Raw genomic sequence first — 17101 nt, 5'->3', positions numbered from 1 at the left:
GGGTCCGGTATACGCGACTAACACCCCATCCTGGCCGAGCTTCCTAAACATCCTCTGAAGTCAGAAGGCGCTTTCAAGAACAGTGTTGAACGCGCGAACCGCCGCAGCCGGGCCTGCCGGATGGCTCCAGACGCCTGCACTGACGGCGACGAAATCCGCCCCCGCGGCCGCCACCTGAGCGGCGTTCTCGATCGTGATGCCGCCAATGGCGACGCACGGGGTCTCCATCGTCTCCTGCCAGATGGTCAGTTCGATCAGTTCAGGCCGATGGGTGGTTTCCTTGGTGTCGGTCGGGAAGAAGGCGCCGAAGGCGACATAGTCCGCGCCCGCCTCGGCCGCCTCCATCGCCAGGTGGCGGCTGTCATGGCAGGTGGTGCCGATCATGGCGTCCGGCCCCATGATGCGCCGCGCCTCGGCCACAGGCGCATCGTCCTGGCCGACGTGAACCCCGTCGCAGCCGGTGGCTTTCGCCAGGTCCGGGCGGTCGTTCAGGATCACCGCCACGCCGTGCGCCTGGGCGATGGGCGCCAGCCGCGCCACGGCGGCGCGGATCTGATCGGCCGAAGCGTCCTTGAGGCGGATCTGCAGGGCTGCGACCTCGCCGGCGGCCAGCGCCTGCTCCAGCAGACCGGCGAAGACGTCCAGGTCCGCAATGACCGGCGGCGTGATCAGATACAGCTGACAGGGCGGACGGGGCGGGAGCGAGGGTTGACGTGCCATGTCCCCGCCCTGCCCGTCCCCGCGCCGGGCGTCAATGTCGCAACCCCATGCGAACGATTTGCACTCGCCTTAATAAATGCTATAGCGAGCCATTCTCAGTAACTGCTTCGGGGCTTGCCGCCTTGTACGTCTGCAACTGTAACGGCCTTCGCCAGCGTGACGTCGCCCAAGCCATCGAGGCCGGCGCGACCCGTCCCAAGGATATTTTCGCGTCCAATCAATGCGCTCCGCAATGCGCCAAGTGCGTCTGCGAAATGCGCCAGATGATTCAGGACACTCAGGCCGCCTTCGCCCTGGCCGCCGAGTAGTCCGGCGCGCCGAAAGGCGAAATTCACTCGCACTATCAATGCAGTGATAAATACTCGCAAATAAATTTCGCCGCCTCTGCCGTGGTAAAAGCGTTCGCGACAGGCCGTGGATCGAGTCTGGACGCCGCCCGGGCGTCCGTTCCGCCGCCGACGACGAAAGGCGACGACCATGAAGGGCGATCCGGCGATCATCCGCACCCTCAACGCGGTGCTGACCAACGAGCTGACGGCGGTCAACCAGTACTTCCTGCACGCCCGCATGTTCGAGAGCTGGGGCCTGGCCCACCTCGGCAACGTCATCTACGAAGAATCGATCGGCGAGATGAAGCACGCCGACATGCTGATCAAGCGCATCCTCTTCCTCGACGGCCTGCCCAACCTGCAGGACCTGCACAAGCTCAAGGTCGGCGAAGATCCGATCGAATGCCTGGGCGCCGACCTGAAGCTGGAAATCGACAGCCGCGCCACCACCCGCGACGCCGTCACCCAGTGCGAGGAAGCCCGCGACTACGTCAGCCGCGACCTGCTGATGAAGATCCTGGCCGACACCGAGGAGCACGTCGACTTCCTCGAGAACCAGCACAAGCTGATCGAACTGATGGGCGCCCAGAACTACCTCCAGTCCGCCATGAGCGAGATCAAGACCGACGGCGGCGCCACCGGCGGCTGATCGCTCGCCGAACGTCCGCAAGATGATGGGGCGGCCGATCATCGGCCGCCCCTTTTCCTTGGTTAGAGCACCTCGCGTCGCGCCAGGTGCGCCACGGCCAGGATCAGCACGATCAGGCCCAACCCGCCGCCCAGCCCCAGCGCCGTCTGCATCCGCCAGGCTTCGCCCGCCAGCACGTTGACCGGCATCTGCCACGGCATGAAGACGCCCTGCTTGGCGGCGGTCGCCACCACGGCGAAGAAGGTGCCGCCGATGCCGACGATCAGGGCCGGCACGAAGCTGGCGAAACGCATGGCGACCCAGAACTGGATGGCGATCATCAGCGTCCCCGCCACGGCCATCAGCCCCAGGACCCGGGCATAGGCCACGAGGTCAAACGCGCCCGTCGGCGCCACGCTCGGCTTGATCAGGGCCGCCAGCGACACCGCCCCCGCCGACAGCGCCAGCACCCCCGCGCTCATCAGCACCACCAGACCGATGACGCAGATCGCCTTGGCGGCGTACACCTTCCAGCGCGGGATCGGCAGGGCGCGCAGGTGATCCCAGGACTTGGGCCCGTGCTCCATGTGCGCGACCAGGGCGGTCAGGGCCGTCACGCTCATCGGCATCATGAAATAGGCCCAGATCGCCGAGCCCGTCCCCATCCACATTTCCCACGGCGCAGGCTGCTTGGCGCGCAACATCATGAAGAAGGCGAAGATTGCGATCAGGCTGGGGGCGGCCAGGGCCAGCAGCAGGGCCAGCGACCGGTTCAGCTTGCGCATTTCGACAGACAGGACAGCGAGCATCACGCGGCCTCCGGCATGGGGTGAGTGTTTTCAGTGACCTGGCGATAGAGTCCCTCCAGCGAGCGCCCGCGGGCGCCGAAGGCGAAGACTCCGACCCCCTGCTCCACCAGCGCCCGATTGATCCCCGCCGCGACTTCGTCGTGATCCTGGCCCGGTCGCAGCCGCGCGACCATCCCGTCGGCGCTCTCGGACAAGGTCAGGTCCCATCTCTGCAGCACGGCGGCCGCCCGCTGGCGGTCATCGACGCGCAGATGAATCTCGGGCGCCTCGGCCGCCTTCAGCGCCGCCAGGTCGCCTTCCAGCACCAGCCGCCCCTGATGGATCACCCCGACATGGGTGGCGATCTGCTCGATCTCGCCCAGCAGGTGGCTGGACAGCAGGACCGTCGCCCCGGTGCGAGCGGGCAGATCGCGCAGAAAGCGGCGCATCTCAGCGATGCCGTCCGGGTCCAGGCCGTTGGTCGGCTCGTCCAGCACCAGCACCGGCGGCGCGCCCAACATGGCTCGCGCCAGCCCCAGCCTCTGCCGCATCCCCAGGGAATAGCCGCCGACCCGGCGACCGCCGTCGGCGCGCATCTCCACCACGCCCAGCACCCGGTCGATCTCGCTGACCGGCAGACCCAGCAGTCGGCGGCTCAGATCCAGGTTCTCGCGTCCGGTCAGATTGCCGTAGAAGCCGTGCGCCTCCAGCAGGGCGCCGATCTTGCGCGCCGCGCCGATCCGGTCGCGCGCCACATCGACGCCGCCGACGCGCGCGGCGCCCGCCGACGGCCGGATCAGACCCAGCAGCATCTTCAGCGTCGTCGTCTTGCCCGCGCCGTTGCGGCCCAGGAAGCCATAGACCGCCTGATCCGGCACGGTCATCGACACCGCATCCACCGCCGTCCGCGCGCCGAAACGCCGCGTCAGCCCCTCCGTCTCGATCGTCGCCGCCATGTCCGGCGCCTCCTGTCGTTTAATTCTTACATAAAGTTGCAAAGCGCCGATCTTTAAGTCAAGATTAAAGATCAGTCAGATTCGGAGAACCCCATGACACGCGATCTCGACCGCTTCCGCCGCCTGTGCGGCCAGTATCGCTGGCTGGCGGTCTTCATGGTGGCCAGCGTGGGGCTGCTGTTGACCTTCGCCAACCTGCTCGCCCCGCTCATGCTGTGGGTGCGCGTCCCAACGCTGGTCGGCGGCCGCGAGGTCGCCGCCTCGGTGATCTGGATCGCCCCCGCGCTCTGCTACCTGTTCGGCGTCTGGTCGATCGGCAGCGGCATGGGGCAACTGGCCAAGGGACGGCTGATCCAGCCCACCCTGGCCTCGACCCTGCGCCGGGTCGGGCTGGCGCTGGGCGTCGGCGGCGTCATCAGCGTCTTCGTCGTCACCAATCTGCTGCGGGTGATCGGCCACACCAAGGGCGGCTACCTGCATTTCGACGTGGCCGGCATGACCCTGGGCATGATCGGCGGCGCCCTGTTCCTGCTGGGGCGGGTGGTGGATCAGGCCGGCGCCGTTCAGGCCGAGCTGGACGAGATGATCTGATGGCCGTCCGCGTCACCCTCGACGCCCTGATCGTCGCCAAGGGGATCAAGGCCCGCGATCTCGCCGCCCAGGTCGGGCTCAGCGAGACCCAACTTTCGCTGTTCAGATCCGGCAAGGTGAAGGGCATCCGTTTCCGCACCCTGGCCCGGCTGTGCGCCGCCCTGGGCTGCCGCCCCGGCGACCTGCTGGATTACGACCTCGATCCCGCCGATCTGGAGCCGCCCGGCGGGGATGAGGCGGACTGACGGGCCCGGTTGATCAATCGCCGATCAGCGCCCCCATTGCCCTTTTTCCGCTGTTCCTCTACGGCTCGCCGCGATTTCGCGCGCCCGCCCATGATGCGGCCGGGCCGCCTCCAGCCCTCAGATCCAGCGGTTTCTATGAAAATCAACGGCAACAACATCAAGCCCGGCATGGTCCTGCAGCACAATGGCGGCCTCTGGGTCGTCACCAAGGCCAGCCACGTCAAGCCCGGCAAGGGCGGCGCCTTCGCCAACGTCGAGGCCAAGAACCTCGAAACCGGCAACAAGCTGAACGAACGCTTCCGTTCGGAAGACAAGGTCGAGCGCGTCACCCTGGAACAGAAGGACTTCTCCTACCTGTTCGACAACGGCGACAGCCTGGTCTTCATGGACGACGCCACCTACGAGCAGATCGAACTGCAAAAGGGCTGGGTCGGCGACGAGCGCATCCCCTATCTGCAAGAGGGCATGAAGGTCATCATCGAGATGCATGAAGACCGTCCGATCGGCCTGGAACTGCCGGAACAGGTCACGCTGGAAGTCGCCGAGACCGAGCCGACCGTGAAGGGTCAGACGGCCTCGTCGTCCTACAAGCCCGCGATCGCCAACAACGGCGTCCGCATCATGATCCCGCCCTATATGTCGGCCGGCGAGCGCATCATCGTCGACACCTCGACTGGCGAATACGTCCGCCGCGCGGACTAACAAACACCGTCTTTCCCGGCCAAGGTCGGGCGCTATAAGACGTATCTACAGGGGCGCGGATGGTCCGCGCCCCTTTTGCTTCTCCGTCTCTCCGGGCCGACAGGGCCTTCAAGGACAGCCGGACCAGGAGAACTCCCCATGGCCCTCGCCTCCGCCCTCGTTCAGGTCATCATCAGCGCGGTCCGCAAGACAGCCCGCCCCATGCTTCGCGATTTCGGCGAAGTGGCCCAGCTGCAGGTTTCGCGCAAAGGCCCCGGCGACTTCGTCACCGCCGCCGACCTGAAGGCCGAAGACACCCTCTACGAACTGCTGATGAAGGCGCGCCCCGGCTACGGCTTCCTCGGCGAGGAACGCGGCCTGATCGAAGGCACCGACAAGTCGCACACCTGGATCGTCGACCCGATCGACGGCACCACCAACTTCATGCACGCCATGCCCCACTTCGCCATCACGGTGGGCCTGGAGCGCAAGCACCCCGACGGCTCGTCCGAGATCGTCGCCGGCGTCACCTACAACCCGGTGATGAACGAGCTGTTCTGGGCCGAAAAGGGCAAGGGCTGCTACCTGAACGACCAACGCATCCGCGTCTCGGGCCGTCGTGACCTGTCCGAGAGCCTGATCGCGACCGGCCTGCCCTTCATCGGCAAGGCGGGCCACGCCCAGGCCATCAAGGACATCCACGCCGTCGGCCAGCGCGTCGCCGGCATCCGTCGCCTGGGCGCCGCCTCGCTGGACTTCGCCTGGGTCGCCGCCGGCCGTTACGACGCCTTCTTCGAGCGTAACCTGCAGCCTTGGGACGTGGCGGCCGGCATCCTGTTCGTCACCGAAGCGGGCGGCGCCGTCACCACCATCGACATCGACGGCGACCCCAAGAACGGCAAACAGATCGTCGCCGCCAACCCGGAACTGCACCCGCAACTGCGCAAGATCCTGCAAGCGGCGTAAGGCCTCTGATCCTCCCCCGTTCACGGGGGAGGGGGACCGCCGCAGGCGGTGGAGGGGGCGGCTACAGCCGCCGCCCTCGATATTTCTTCCCGAACAATCTCTAGCTCGCCCCCTCCACCATGCTGCGCATGGTCCCCCTCCCCCGCTACGCAGGGGAGGATCGCTTTATCACGCGCCCGTCACGTCATGCCCCTACCCTCAAGGCATGATCCGTCTCATCCTGACCGCCGCCCTCGTCCTCAGCGGAACCCCGGCCATGTCTGCGCCCGTCCCTCCAGTCGTCGCCAAGGTCATCGCCCATCGCGGCGCCTCCGGCGAACGCCCCGAGCACACCGCCTCGGCCTATCTTCTGGCCATCGGACAAGGCGCGGATGTCATCGAGCCGGATCTGGTCATGACCCGCGACGGCGCCTTCGTCGTCCGCCACGAGAACGAGATCGGCGGCACGACCGACGTGGCCGACCGCCCCGAATTCGCCGCCCGCAGGACGACCAAGACCATCGACGGCAATGAGGCCGCGGGCTGGTTCACTGAAGACTTCACCCTGGCCGAGCTGAAGACCCTGCGCGCCCGCGAGCGTCTGCCCCTGCTCCGCCCCGCCAACACCGCCTGGGACGGCCAGGAGCCCATCCTGACCTTCGACGAGGTCGTGGCCATCGCCCGCGAGGCCAGCGCCCGCACCGGCCGGGTCATCGGCGTCGCGCCGGAACTGAAGCACCCCGCCTATTTCGCCGGCATCGGCCTGCCGATGGAGGATGCCTTCGTCGCGGCGCTGGACCGCCACGGCCTGACCGGCGCCGACGCCCCCATCCTGATCCAGTGCTTCGAGGTCGGGCCGCTGCAACGGCTGAACGCCCGCATCGACGCCCCCCTGCTGCAGTTGATGAGCGTCTACGGCGGCCCCGCCGACCGCCCCGACCTGACCTACGCCGCCATGAGCACGCTTGAGGGCCTCGGCGCCGTCGCCGCCTACGCCGAAGCCGTCGGGGTCGAGACCGGCCTGATCCTGCCGCGCGACGACATGGCCCGCAGCCTATCCGCCACCTCACTCGTCGCCGACGCCCATGCGGCGGGGCTCAAGGTCGTGGTCTGGACCCTCCGCGCCGAGAACTTCTTCCTGCCGCTGGAACGCCGCCACGGCGACGCCCTCGCCGACCACGGCGACCTGACCGCCTATCTCAAGGCCTTCTACGCCCTCGGAGTCGACGCCGTGTTCAGCGACTACCCCGGCGCGGCGGTGGCTGCGCGCTAACTGCTCCCGTCATCCCGGCCGTAGCGAAGCGGAGAGCCGGGACCGCTCAAAACGACGGTCAGCGCCTTGGGCGGTCCCGGATAGCGGCTGCGCCGCTTCCGGGATGACGAAAATCAGGTCCCCTGGAACTGCAGGGCCGCCAGACGCGCATAGAGCCCGCCGCGCGCCGTCAGCTCGGCGTGGGTGCCTTCCTCGACCACCTTGCCGCCGTCCATGACGACGATGCGGTCGGCCCGCAGCACGGTCGCCAGACGGTGGGCGATGACCAGGGTGGTGCGCGCCTCCATCGCCTGATCCAGCGCCGCCTGCACCAGACGCTCGTTCTCGGCGTCCAGGGCGCTGGTGGCCTCGTCCAGCAGCAGGATGGGGGCTTCGCGGACCAGGGCGCGGGCGATGGCCAGGCGCTGGCGCTGACCGCCCGACAGGCTCTTGCCGCGCTCGCCCAAGGGCGTGTCGAAGCCCTGCGGCAGGGCCTCGATGAAGCCGAGCGCCTGGGCCTCGTCGGACACGGCGCGGGCCTCGGCCAGGGTCGCGGCCTCGCGGCCGAAGCGGATGTTCTCCAGCGCCGAGCCCGAGAACAGGGGCGCCTCTTGCGACACCCAGGCGAAGCGGCTGCGCACCTCGACCGGATCGGCCGCGCGCACGTCCACCCCGTCCACCGACACCAGGCCCGACTGCGGATCATAGAACCGCAGCAACAGGCGGAACACGGTCGACTTGCCCGCCCCCGACGGCCCGACCAAGGCCACGGTCTCGCCCGGACGCACGGTCAGGCTGAAGCCCTTCAGCGCCGGCAGGTCGGGACGGCCCGGATAGGCGAAATCCACGGCCGACATCGACACCTCGCCCAGCGGCGGCTGCGGCAGGGCGACCGGATGCGCAGGCGGGGCGATGGCGGGCACGGCCCGCATCAGTTCGTCGATCCGCTCCATGGCCCCCGCGGCCTTCTGCACGTCGCCCCAGCTTTCGCCCAGGGCGCCGACAGCCCCGGCGGCGAAGACCGACAACAGGACGAACTGCAGCAGGGCGCCCGGCGTCATGGTCCCGGCGATCACGTCCTGCGCCCCCAGCCACAGCACCAGGGTCACGCCGCCGAACATGACGACGATGATCAGGGCCGTCATGACCGCCCGCGCCCGCATGCGGATCAGGGAGACGCCGAAGGCCTCCTCCACCGCCGCGCCGAAGCGGCCGATGGCGCTCTTTTCACGTCCGAAGGCCTGGACCGTCTCAATGGCGTCCACGCTCTCGCCGGCGAAACCGACGGCATTGGCGAAGGTGTCCTGCGACTTGACCGTCAGCTTGCGCACCTGCCGCCCGAAGACGAACAGCGGCACGATCAGGATCGGCACGATCAGCAGCACGAAGCCGGTCAGCTTGGGGCTGACGAAGAACAGCAGAATCACCCCGCCGATCAGGGTGAAGAAGTTGCGCAGCGCATAGCTGACCGAGGTGGTCAGCAGGGTGTCGACCAGCTGGATGTCCGTGGTCAGGCGCGACAGCACCTCGCCCGTCCGCATATGGGCGAAGAAGACCGGGTCCAGCGTCAGGATGCGCTTGAACAGGGCGGTCCTCAGGTCGGCGATGACCCGCTCGCCCGTCTTGGTCACGTAGAAATAGCGGAAAGCCGTCGCCAGTCCCAGAATCAGGGCGTTGGCGCCCAGAATCAGGAACCAGGCGTCGATGTCGCGGCCGCCGTTGTCGAAGCCGTTGTCGATGGCCCCGCGCGCCGTCGCCGTCAGCCCCAGCGACGCCACCGTGGACATGATCAGCCACAGGCCGGCGATCCCCGCGTTCAGCCTGTGCCGCATCATGAAAGGCAGCAAACGCCCCAGGGGCTTGATGTTGCGGGTCTTGGCGCGCTTGCCGCCAGCCTCGTCCATCTGTTCGGCCAGCAGGGCGCCGGCGCCGGGACGGCCCCGAGCCGCTGAGCTGGCCTCTTGCGAGGCGGAGGGCGAGGAAACTTGGGTCATACCCGCGCTCTTGCCCCGGAACGCCCCCCGGTGTAAACGCCGCCCCTCATTCCCGCCGCAGCCTCGGCGGGTTTCTCTATTTACGCGCATTGACGGTCGGCATCGTCGCCGCGCAGAGACGGATCAGATCGATGAAAGCGGACACGCACCCCGACTACCACTTCATCACGGTTGTGATGACTGACGGCAGCACCTTCCAGACCCGTTCGACCTACGGCAAAGAAGGCGCCTCGCTGGCCCTCGACATTGACCCGTCGACGCACCCCGCCTGGACCGGCGGCAACGCCCAGATGCTGGACCGCGGCGGCCGCGTGTCGCGCTTCAACAACAAGTTCGGCGGCTTCATCAAGAAGTAAGCCGCACAGTCCCTCTCTGGGGCTGCGACAAAGTCGCCACAGAAGCGCCGGTCCGAGGGGCCGGCGCTTTTTGTTTGCCCGGAACGTCGATAACATGGCCGCGTTCGATCCTTCGGGGCGCACTTAAGAGCTTTTGCATATGAACCGACGGGAATTGGGCTTTGGCGTCGCGACGACGACTCTGACCCTTGGCGCGGCCTCGGCCGCACTGGCGCAGAACCGTCCGGTCGATCCCCAGGTGTTCATCGCCGGGTTCGACGCCCAGGCCAGTCGTCTGCCCGAAGCCGTGCAGGCCGACGTCCGCGCCGTCTATCAGCTGACCGGCGGCAAGCCGATCTGGACCGCCGACCGCCTGCGCATCCTCAATGAAGTCGCCGCCGGGGCCGAGCGCCACGCCTTGCCCGCCGGGGACTTCTTCGACTTCGTCGGCCTGGCCGCCGATCCCGGCTCGGCCGAGATCCGCACCACCGCCGCCGCCGTCACCTACGCCCGCGTCCTGGCCGAGGGCCGCGTCCGTCCCGAGACGGTCGAGGACCTGTGGGAGATGCAGAAGAACAGCGTCGACATCCCGCGCGGCCTGACCCAGGCGATCAGCGCCAACCAACTGAGCCTGTGGTTCGACAACCTGGCCCCGACCGACATCGGCTACACCAACCTGTCGGCTGGCTACGCCCGCTATCGCCGCATCACCCGCGCCGGCGGATGGCCCGCCTTCCGCCAGGGCGGCACGATCGAGCCGGGAAGCAGCGACAACCGCATCCCCGCCCTGATCGCTCGCCTGGTCGCCGAGGGCGACCTCAGCGCCGCGGCCGGCGATCGCCTGAAGGGCAATCTGGTTTACGGATCGGAGTTGCAGCAGGCGGTGCGCAGCTTCCAGACCCGCCACGGCCTGGGCTCGGACGGCCGCGTCGGCCCCGGCACCCAACGCTCGCTCGGTGCATCGGCCGAGGACCGCGCTCGCCAGATCGCCCTCAACCTGGAACGCCGCCGCTGGCTGAAGCGCGAGTTGAATCCCGAGCGGATCGAGGTCAACACCGCCGCCGCCATCATGGTCTACTGGAAGGACGGCAAGCCGGTTCACTCCAACCGCGTCGTCGTCGGCTCGGCCGAGAACCAGACCCCCAGCCTGGAAAAACCCTTCGCTTCGGTCGTGGCCAATCCGCCCTGGACTGTGCCCATGGGCATCGCCCGTCGCGAGATCCTGCCCAAGGGTCCCGGCTATCTGGCCGCCCACGACATGTACATCAACGCCGACGGCTGGGTGGTGCAGCGCGCCGGACCGCAGTCGTCGCTGGGCTATGTGAAGTTCGAGCTGCGCGACAGCTACGCCATCTTCCTGCACGACACGCCGGGCAAGGCCGCCTTCAACCTGTCGGTGCGCCAGCGCAGCCACGGCTGCGTGCGGGTGCAGAATGCGGTCGAGTTCGCTCGCCTGCTGCTGCAGCCCGACCCGACCAAGCTGGCCGAGTTCGACGCCGCTCAGGACAGCCGCGAGACCAAGCGCGTGACCACCGGGCGCGAGATCGCCGTGCGCCTGCTCTACTGGACGGCCTTTGTGGACGGTCAGGGGCGCGTGGCCTTCCGCGAGGACGTCTATCAGCGGGACGCCAAGCTGGCTCAGGCGTTGGGCATTGCGGTCAACCTGCCGCGCGTCATCGCCGACGGCCCCAGCGACGCCAACGACGTCGGGCCGTAGGTTCGGGGTTAGCCCCCGAAGGCCGCCTTCAGCCGGTCCAGCTGATTCTGGACCGGATTGACGGGCTGATCCTCGTCCCCGCCCAGATACATCCGCCGGTCCAGATGCAGGACGCGGTCGTACAGTTTCTCGGCGCGGACGGCGTATTCGATCAGGGCGATGGGCAGATCGCGGTGGCTCGGCTCGCTCTCGACCTTGCGGTCGGCCAGCCGATAGCGCGGTTCGCAGGCGGCGGCGGCGCTCATGTCGTCCTCGCGCACGGCGCGCTGCACCAACAGCCAGGATGCGATCTGCATCAACCGCGTGGTCAGCTTCATGCTCTCGCCGGCATAGGCCAGGGCCGCCGCGCGCGACAGCAGACGCGAATCCTGACGCCCGTCGCCGTCCAGGTAGGCGGCGGTCTCCTCGACCAGTTCCATGCCTTCGCGGAAGGTGCGGTCGAACAGTTCCGAACGCGCGAAGTCCAGCACCTCGGCGCTGCGCGAACGCGATCCGGCCACATCAAGGTCGATGGCTGTCAACTCGGTGCTACCCATGAAATGTCACGCGCGTCCGTCAGAACTCGCGGGTCGGAAGGACGCCGCACGGACCGGAACTGCAATCGTCATGCCACGGATTACGAAAACGCGGGAGAGGCTTGTCAGCGGAAATTGAACAGGGCGTCGGCGGCGCTGCGCTTGGAGGACTTGCCTTCGATGGCTGCCTTGGCGCGCGTGATTTCAACTTCGAGCGCGGCGATACGCTCGTGCAGTTCGTCCACGGCGTAGAGGTCCAGGTCCTCGCGTCCTAGCGCCGCCAGGGCCTCGCCGCGTTGGGGCCTGGGCTCCAGATCTTCGAACGTCATCACCGCCTCCGTGGCCAGAAACCACACGAACCCGTATGAAAACGCCCCAATGACGACGATTGCAAGCGGCGGAGACACTATGCGGGTCATCGAGATCGAGGGGGGCAAGGGTCCCGCCGAAGCCCTGCGGCTCGCAGAACGCCCCATGCCGACGCCCGGCCCGGGCGAAATCCGCATCCGCGTGCGGGCCGCCGGGGTCAACCGGCCCGACATCGTTCAGCGCGAAGGCCGCTATCCCGCCCCGCCCGGCGCCTCGGACATTCTGGGGCTGGAGGTCGCCGGCGAGGTCGACGCGACGGGCGAAGGCGTCACGCGATGGGCCGTCGGCGACCGGGTCTGCGCCCTGCTGGGCGGTGGCGGATATGCGGACTACGCCGTGGTCGATGCGCGCCACGCCCTGCCCGTCCCGGGCGATCTGGCCTTTGTTCAGGCCGCGGCCCTGCCCGAGACCGCCTTCACCGTCTTCGCCAACGTCTTCGAGGGCGGCGGGCTGAAGGCGGGCGAGACCCTGCTGATCCACGGCGCCACCAGCGGCATCGGCGTCATGGCCATCCAGATGGCCAAGGCGGCGGGCGCGCGCGTCATCGCCACTTCGCGCGGCGCGGCCAAGACCGAGGCGGCGCTCGCCCTGGGCGCCGATGTCAGCCTGGACGCCACGAACGGCGACCTGCTGGACGCGATCAAGGCCGCGGGCGGCGCCGACGTGGTGCTGGACATGGTGGGCGCGGCCTACGCCGAACTGAACCTGAATGCGCTGAAGCCCGGCGGCCGCTGGGTGGTCATCGCCACATTGACCGGCGCCCTGGCGCAGATCGACCTGATGCGGGTCATGCTGAAACGGATCGTGCTGAGCGGCTCCACCCTGCGCAGCCGCTCAGGCGACGAAAAGGCGCGTCTGGCCGCCGCTGTGGAACAGACCGTCTGGCCCTGGGTCGCCGTCGGCGCCGTGCGAGCGCGGGTCGAGGCGACCTTTCCCCTGGACCAGGCCGCCGCCGCACATCAGCGGCTGGAGGACGGCGACCATGTCGGCAAGATCGTCCTGACGCTCTGAGCGCCGAAAAAAACGGGAGGCCGAAGCCTCCCGTTTCATACGCTTACCAGTTGCCGCCGCGACGGGCGGGGCGGAGCGACGAAATCCGGTCGTTCATGCCGGTGCGGCCCAGATCGCGCACGTCGCCGTCGATGATCTGGCAACGACCGCGATAGTAGGCGTCCTCGCAGACTTCCCAGCTGCCGCGGCCCAGTCGCATCGAGCTGATCGCGTCGTTCAGGCCGCTGTTGCGCAGATTCGAGACGTCTTCGCGGAAAGTCATCGACTGCCCCCGGAAGTTGGCGTCGCGATAGACGGTGATCGAACGCTCGTTCCAGCCGCCGCCGCCGCCGCCCGGTCCGCCCGGCCAGCCGCCGCCATCGCCGCCGCCCGGCCGACCGTTGTCCTCATAGTCGCCGCGGTGATTGTAGCAGACCAGCAGACCGTTATCGTTGCCGATGTCGCTGCTGGAGCAGCGCGCCAGCTCGATCGACGTCTCCCGCATCTGGCCGCGCCGGTCGCGACAATCGGCATACAGCCGGCCCTGGTTGACGTAGGAGCCGGTGCAGCTCTGCGCATAGCTGCCGCGCGGAGCGCCGCGCGCCTGCGCCTGGGCTTCAGCCGACGTGACGTTGACGGCGGACAGGCCGCCGGTCGCCGCAACCACACCTGCGGCCGCAATCAAGAACCTTCTCATGGGACGGTCTCCTCCGCTGAATCCCACGGCGCACAACGCGCCCTAAGCCACACAGTTCAACATCTCGGATGAACCTTGGCTGTATGGCAAGGTCAGACGACGTTTTCATTTGCCGGAAAATCACCTATACAGAAGCTCTCGCGCCCGGCCGAAAGGTCGGGCGCCGTCGATTCAAACGCTCGATTTTCGAGCCGCAAACGCCGGGACGCACGCCCCATGACCGACATCCTGATGCCCAAGGCCACCGCGGTCTGGCTGGTGGACAACACCTCGCTCTCCTTCGAGCAGATCGCCGACTTCTGCGGCCTGCACCCGCTGGAAGTGCGCGGCATCGCCGACGGCGACGTGGCCCGCGACATCCGCGGCGTCGACCCGGTCACGGGCGGCCAGCTGACCCGCGAAGAGCTGGAAAAGGCTCAGGACAACCCCGACTATCGCATGAAGGCCGTGGTCAGCCGCCACGCCGAACTGCTGAAGCCGTCCAAGACCGGCCCGAAATACACCCCCGTGTCGCGTCGTCAGGACCGCCCGGACGCCATCGCCTGGTTCGTGCGCAACCACCCGGAAGTGACCGACGCCCAGATCGCCAAGCTCCTGGGCACGACCAAGTCCACCATCGAGACCGTGCGCAACCGCACCCACTGGAACTCGGCCAACATCAAGCCGGTCGATCCCGTGACCCTGGGCCTGGTCGGTCAGCTGCAGCTGGATGAAATCGTCAAGAAGGCCGCCGACAAGAAGGCCAAGGACGACGCCAAGTCGGGCGGCGGCGTGCTGCAAGCCATCGAAGCCGAGCCGGAAGAGCCCGAGTTCGTCCCGGAAGAGCGCGTGCGCCCCGGCGCCGAACCGACCGCCGAGTCGGTCTTCGGCAAGAACGACTGATCGTTCTGATCTCAATATGGAAACGGCCCCGGAGTTCGCTCTTCGGGGCCGTTCTCAATTCTGGGAGGCCTACTGGGTCCTGGCCTCCAGACTAGTGATCTCTTCTTTCAGTTTGAGCTTTCGCTGCTTGAGTTCCCTGAGGTGTGTCGGGTCCGCGGTGGGGCGGCGGGTCTCCTGCTGGATCGTCTCATCCAGCGAACGGTGCCGATTTCCCAGTTCGCGAATACGAGCCTCGATGGTCATGGCTTGCGCCTCCATGTCTAAGGGACCACTACACAGAACGCCCGGTTCGGCGGGCTGTGGAATCACATTCCAGTGACCCTGCGCCGCTCCGGACACGGACAGACTGGAAGTCAAAATGGCCGATGATGTGAACTCGACCATACGGAACCCGACGCCCCCGCGATTGGTCGTTGGAATCTCTGGCGCTTCCGGCGCTGTCTATGGCGCGCGGGTGCTGGACGCCCTGCGCGAACTGGGCGTCGAGAGCCATCTGGTGGTGACAAAGGCCGCCCTGCTCACATTGTCGCAGGAGACGGATCTGAGCCCCGAGGAGCTGCTTGCGAAGGCCGACGTGACCTACAAGCTGGGCGACGTCGGCGCCGCCATCGCCTCTGGCTCGTTCCGCACGCTCGGCATGATCGTGGCCCCCTGCTCGGTCCGAACCATGAGCGAGATCGCCACCGGCGTGACCTCGACCCTGCTCACGCGCGCCGCCGACGTGGTGCTGAAGGAGCGCCGCCCGCTGGTGCTGATGGTGCGCGAGACGCCGCTGCACCTGGGCCACCTGCGCACCATGACGGCGCTGGCCGAGATGGGCGCGACCATCGCCCCGCCCCTGCCCGCCTTCTACGCCAGGCCCGCCTCCATCGCCGACATGGTCGATCAGTCGGTCGGCCGGGCGCTGGACCTGTTCGGCCTGGATTGGTCGGCCGTGCGCCGCTGGGAAGGCCTGAACGCCGGAACCCAGGCGTGAGCGACCTGTGGACCTGGGCCGTCGCGGCCTATGAGGCGCCTGGCGTGGCCGAGGCCTGCCTGAGCCTGCAGGACCACAACGAGCAGAACGCGCCCCTGCTCTTGTGGGCCGCCTGGGTCGCCGTCACCGGCCGCCGCCCGGACGAGGAAACCCTGGAAGCCGCCTGCGATACGGCTCGCGCCTATGACACCGTGATCATCGCTCAACTCCGCGCCGTCCGCCGCACGCTGAAGGCGCCCATCCCCGACGTCGAGGACGACCACCGCGAGGCCCTGCGCCAGCAGGTCAAGGCGCTGGAGCTGGACGCCGAACGCCGCCTGATGCTGGAGCTTGAAAGCCTGGCTCCCGCCCCGTCGGGCGCCCCGCGCCGCGCCATCGACGGTCTGGCCGAAACCGCGCGGTTGTGGACCCGGATCGTGCCGCGTCCGGCGCTGACGACGCTCGCGGATCGCCTTCCCGCCTGACGGTCGGTCGGCTATAAGAAGGGGCTTCCGGGGCGAGCCATGAACGACGATCAACCTTTCCTGTCCGACGAGGACAAGCTGCTGCGGGCCGAGTTGAAGGCGCTTCAGCAGGAACACGCAGACCTCGACGCCTCGATCGACGCCCTTGGGCGTATGCCGATCCCCGATCAGCTGCTGATCGCGCGCCTCAAGCGCAAGAAGCTGGCCCTGCGCGACGACATCGTAAAGATCGAAGATCGCATCCTGCCCGACATCATCGCCTGATCAACGGGCGCACACGGTCGGCTTCACCATCATTGCAGCGCCGCCCCACCCCAGGAAGTCGACCATGTTCATCTTGAAGAAATGGCTGCAGAGCGGCGCCGCGACACCGGCAAAGGTCGATGAGCCGGCGCACTCTCTCGAAGCACGCTTCACCGATGTCTATGAAAGCCGGTTGTGGGGCTCCGAGGAATCCGCTTCCGGGCTGGGCTCGGAACGCGGCTCCGGTCAGGTCACGCACGCGCTTGATCTGCTCCGTCGGATGATCCGCGACTATGGCGTGCGTTCAATTTCCGATGTTCCCTGCGGGGACTTCAACTGGATGCCCATCCTTCTCGATGAGCACCCCGATATTGACTACATCGGCTACGATGTGGTCGCGCCGCTGATCCGGGAAAACCAGCGCCGTCACCCGACGCGTCAGTTCGATACGCTGGACATCACCAAGGAAATTCCTCGCCAGTCGGATCTGGTCTTCTCAAAGGACATGCTCAACCACCTGTCGCACAAGGACGTCTGGGCGGCATTGTCCAACATGGTCGCGTCCAATGCGCGCTATGTGATGGTGACGAACAATACCGGCTTCGAGAACGTCGAGCTGGACCCTTCGACGCCGCACGCCTCCCGCTATCTCGACGTGTTCGCCGCACCCTTCCTGATGCCGCCGCCCCTCTACTCCGACCACTATATGATCATCTGGGAGCGCGACACGCTGGTCGAGCACATGCAGCAGGGCTTCGGCGGATCTCCGGCCTGATCTGCTCTG

23 protein-coding genes are annotated in these 17101 nt (G+C 67.6%); 15 read left to right on the top strand and 8 right to left on the bottom strand.

Annotation, left to right across the window (positions count from 1 at the left end; all coding sequences use genetic code 11):
- Nucleotides 1-60: 60 nt before the first annotated feature.
- The gene (gene thiE / locus AC3IS2_RS03495) at nucleotides 61-720 is read right to left on the bottom strand and encodes a thiamine phosphate synthase (RefSeq protein ID WP_489199286.1); all 660 of its coding nucleotides are present in this window, start codon (nucleotides 718-720) and stop codon (nucleotides 61-63) included.
- A gap of 122 nt (nucleotides 721-842) precedes the next feature.
- Here thiE and AC3IS2_RS03490 point away from each other — a divergent pair, with 122 nt between their 5' ends.
- The gene (locus AC3IS2_RS03490; protein WP_105563100.1) at nucleotides 843-1028 is read left to right on the top strand and encodes a (2Fe-2S)-binding protein; all 186 of its coding nucleotides are present in this window, start codon (nucleotides 843-845) and stop codon (nucleotides 1026-1028) included.
- A 169-nt stretch (nucleotides 1029-1197) separates the two neighbouring features.
- Nucleotides 1198-1698: a bacterioferritin gene (gene bfr / locus AC3IS2_RS03485; protein WP_489199285.1), complete on the top strand. Its 501-nt coding sequence runs from the start codon at nucleotides 1198-1200 to the stop codon at nucleotides 1696-1698.
- 62 nt (nucleotides 1699-1760) lie between these two features.
- Here bfr and AC3IS2_RS03480 read toward each other — a convergent pair whose 3' ends face one another.
- Nucleotides 1761-2486, bottom strand: a complete 726-nt coding sequence (locus AC3IS2_RS03480) for an ABC transporter permease (protein WP_489199284.1) — start codon at nucleotides 2484-2486, stop codon at nucleotides 1761-1763.
- Entirely contained in the window at nucleotides 2486-3421 is a 936-nt protein-coding gene (locus tag AC3IS2_RS03475; RefSeq protein WP_489199283.1) for an ABC transporter ATP-binding protein, read from the bottom strand. Before AC3IS2_RS03475 ends, AC3IS2_RS03480 begins: the two co-directional genes overlap by 1 nt.
- Nucleotides 3422-3514: 93 nt before the next feature.
- On the opposite strand from AC3IS2_RS03475, the gene AC3IS2_RS03470 reads away from it, so the two are divergent.
- From AC3IS2_RS03470 to AC3IS2_RS03450, 5 genes are all read left to right on the top strand, one after another.
- Entirely contained in the window at nucleotides 3515-4012 is a 498-nt protein-coding gene (locus AC3IS2_RS03470; protein ID WP_489199282.1) for a DUF2975 domain-containing protein, read from the top strand.
- A complete protein-coding gene (locus tag AC3IS2_RS03465; protein ID WP_292084284.1) occupies nucleotides 4012-4257 on the top strand; it encodes a helix-turn-helix domain-containing protein in 246 nt (81 codons plus the stop codon). Before AC3IS2_RS03470 ends, AC3IS2_RS03465 begins: the two co-directional genes overlap by 1 nt.
- A 135-nt stretch (nucleotides 4258-4392) precedes the next feature.
- Nucleotides 4393-4959, top strand: coding sequence for an elongation factor P (efp, locus tag AC3IS2_RS03460; RefSeq protein WP_489199281.1), 567 nt, complete (start codon nucleotides 4393-4395; stop codon nucleotides 4957-4959).
- Nucleotides 4960-5097: 138 nt separating this feature from the next.
- Complete coding sequence (locus AC3IS2_RS03455; RefSeq protein ID WP_489199280.1) at nucleotides 5098-5904, top strand: inositol monophosphatase family protein; 807 nt, start codon at nucleotides 5098-5100, stop codon at nucleotides 5902-5904.
- 205 nt (nucleotides 5905-6109) lie between these two features.
- The gene (locus AC3IS2_RS03450) at nucleotides 6110-7156 is read left to right on the top strand and encodes a glycerophosphodiester phosphodiesterase (RefSeq protein ID WP_489199279.1); all 1047 of its coding nucleotides are present in this window, start codon (nucleotides 6110-6112) and stop codon (nucleotides 7154-7156) included.
- A gap of 113 nt (nucleotides 7157-7269) precedes the next feature.
- Here the strand turns inward: AC3IS2_RS03450 and AC3IS2_RS03445 are convergent, their stop codons facing one another.
- On the bottom strand, nucleotides 7270-9129 hold the full coding sequence (locus AC3IS2_RS03445; RefSeq protein ID WP_489199278.1) for an ABC transporter transmembrane domain-containing protein: 1860 nt from the start codon (nucleotides 9127-9129) through the stop codon (nucleotides 7270-7272).
- A gap of 131 nt (nucleotides 9130-9260) precedes the next feature.
- Here AC3IS2_RS03445 and rpmE point away from each other — a divergent pair, with 131 nt between their 5' ends.
- Both rpmE and AC3IS2_RS03435 read left to right on the top strand, forming a co-directional pair.
- Complete coding sequence (gene rpmE, locus AC3IS2_RS03440; RefSeq protein WP_114818770.1) at nucleotides 9261-9485, top strand: 50S ribosomal protein L31; 225 nt, start codon at nucleotides 9261-9263, stop codon at nucleotides 9483-9485.
- A 139-nt stretch (nucleotides 9486-9624) separates the two neighbouring features.
- Entirely contained in the window at nucleotides 9625-11181 is a 1557-nt protein-coding gene (locus AC3IS2_RS03435; RefSeq protein WP_489199277.1) for a L,D-transpeptidase family protein, read from the top strand.
- Nucleotides 11182-11189: 8 nt separating this feature from the next.
- On the opposite strand, the gene rcdA is transcribed toward AC3IS2_RS03435, so the two are convergent.
- Together rcdA and AC3IS2_RS03425 are read right to left on the bottom strand one after the other, a co-directional pair.
- Nucleotides 11190-11717: a protease adaptor protein RcdA gene (gene rcdA / locus AC3IS2_RS03430; protein ID WP_489199276.1), complete on the bottom strand. Its 528-nt coding sequence runs from the start codon at nucleotides 11715-11717 to the stop codon at nucleotides 11190-11192.
- Nucleotides 11718-11821: 104 nt separating this feature from the next.
- Entirely contained in the window at nucleotides 11822-12025 is a 204-nt protein-coding gene (locus tag AC3IS2_RS03425; protein WP_489199275.1) for a DUF1192 domain-containing protein, read from the bottom strand.
- A gap of 79 nt (nucleotides 12026-12104) precedes the next feature.
- On the opposite strand from AC3IS2_RS03425, the gene AC3IS2_RS03420 reads away from it, so the two are divergent.
- Nucleotides 12105-13076: an NAD(P)H-quinone oxidoreductase gene (locus AC3IS2_RS03420; protein ID WP_489200090.1), complete on the top strand. Its 972-nt coding sequence runs from the start codon at nucleotides 12105-12107 to the stop codon at nucleotides 13074-13076.
- Nucleotides 13077-13119: 43 nt separating this feature from the next.
- Here the strand turns inward: AC3IS2_RS03420 and AC3IS2_RS03415 are convergent, their stop codons facing one another.
- The gene (locus AC3IS2_RS03415; RefSeq protein ID WP_489199274.1) at nucleotides 13120-13752 is read right to left on the bottom strand and encodes a beta/gamma crystallin-related protein; all 633 of its coding nucleotides are present in this window, start codon (nucleotides 13750-13752) and stop codon (nucleotides 13120-13122) included.
- 216 nt (nucleotides 13753-13968) lie between these two features.
- Here AC3IS2_RS03415 and AC3IS2_RS03410 point away from each other — a divergent pair, with 216 nt between their 5' ends.
- Nucleotides 13969-14634, top strand: coding sequence for a DUF1013 domain-containing protein (locus tag AC3IS2_RS03410; RefSeq protein WP_489199273.1), 666 nt, complete (start codon nucleotides 13969-13971; stop codon nucleotides 14632-14634).
- 69 nt (nucleotides 14635-14703) lie between these two features.
- Here AC3IS2_RS03410 and AC3IS2_RS03405 read toward each other — a convergent pair whose 3' ends face one another.
- The gene (locus AC3IS2_RS03405) at nucleotides 14704-14877 is read right to left on the bottom strand and encodes a YdcH family protein (protein ID WP_489199272.1); all 174 of its coding nucleotides are present in this window, start codon (nucleotides 14875-14877) and stop codon (nucleotides 14704-14706) included.
- Between the two features lie 115 nt (nucleotides 14878-14992).
- Here AC3IS2_RS03405 and AC3IS2_RS03400 point away from each other — a divergent pair, with 115 nt between their 5' ends.
- The 4 genes from AC3IS2_RS03400 to AC3IS2_RS03385 all read left to right on the top strand — a co-directional run bounded on the left by AC3IS2_RS03400 (nucleotide 14993) and on the right by AC3IS2_RS03385 (nucleotide 17092).
- Nucleotides 14993-15610 (top strand): UbiX family flavin prenyltransferase, encoded by a 618-nt coding sequence (locus tag AC3IS2_RS03400; protein ID WP_489199271.1) that lies wholly within the window; start codon nucleotides 14993-14995, stop codon nucleotides 15608-15610.
- Nucleotides 15607-16074, top strand: a complete 468-nt coding sequence (locus AC3IS2_RS03395; protein ID WP_489199270.1) for a TIGR02444 family protein — start codon at nucleotides 15607-15609, stop codon at nucleotides 16072-16074. The genes AC3IS2_RS03400 and AC3IS2_RS03395 overlap by 4 nt, the downstream gene beginning before the upstream one ends.
- Nucleotides 16075-16113: 39 nt before the next feature.
- Nucleotides 16114-16338 (top strand): YdcH family protein, encoded by a 225-nt coding sequence (locus AC3IS2_RS03390; protein WP_489199269.1) that lies wholly within the window; start codon nucleotides 16114-16116, stop codon nucleotides 16336-16338.
- Nucleotides 16339-16402: 64 nt separating this feature from the next.
- Complete coding sequence (locus tag AC3IS2_RS03385) at nucleotides 16403-17092, top strand: class I SAM-dependent methyltransferase (RefSeq protein ID WP_489199268.1); 690 nt, start codon at nucleotides 16403-16405, stop codon at nucleotides 17090-17092.
- Nucleotides 17093-17101: the final 9 nt, after the last annotated feature.

It is taken from the genome of Brevundimonas sp. KH_025 (genome assembly GCF_057839885.1).
Note: the sequence above shows the minus strand (reverse complement) of the source record. Positions and strands in the feature narration are given on the sequence as shown.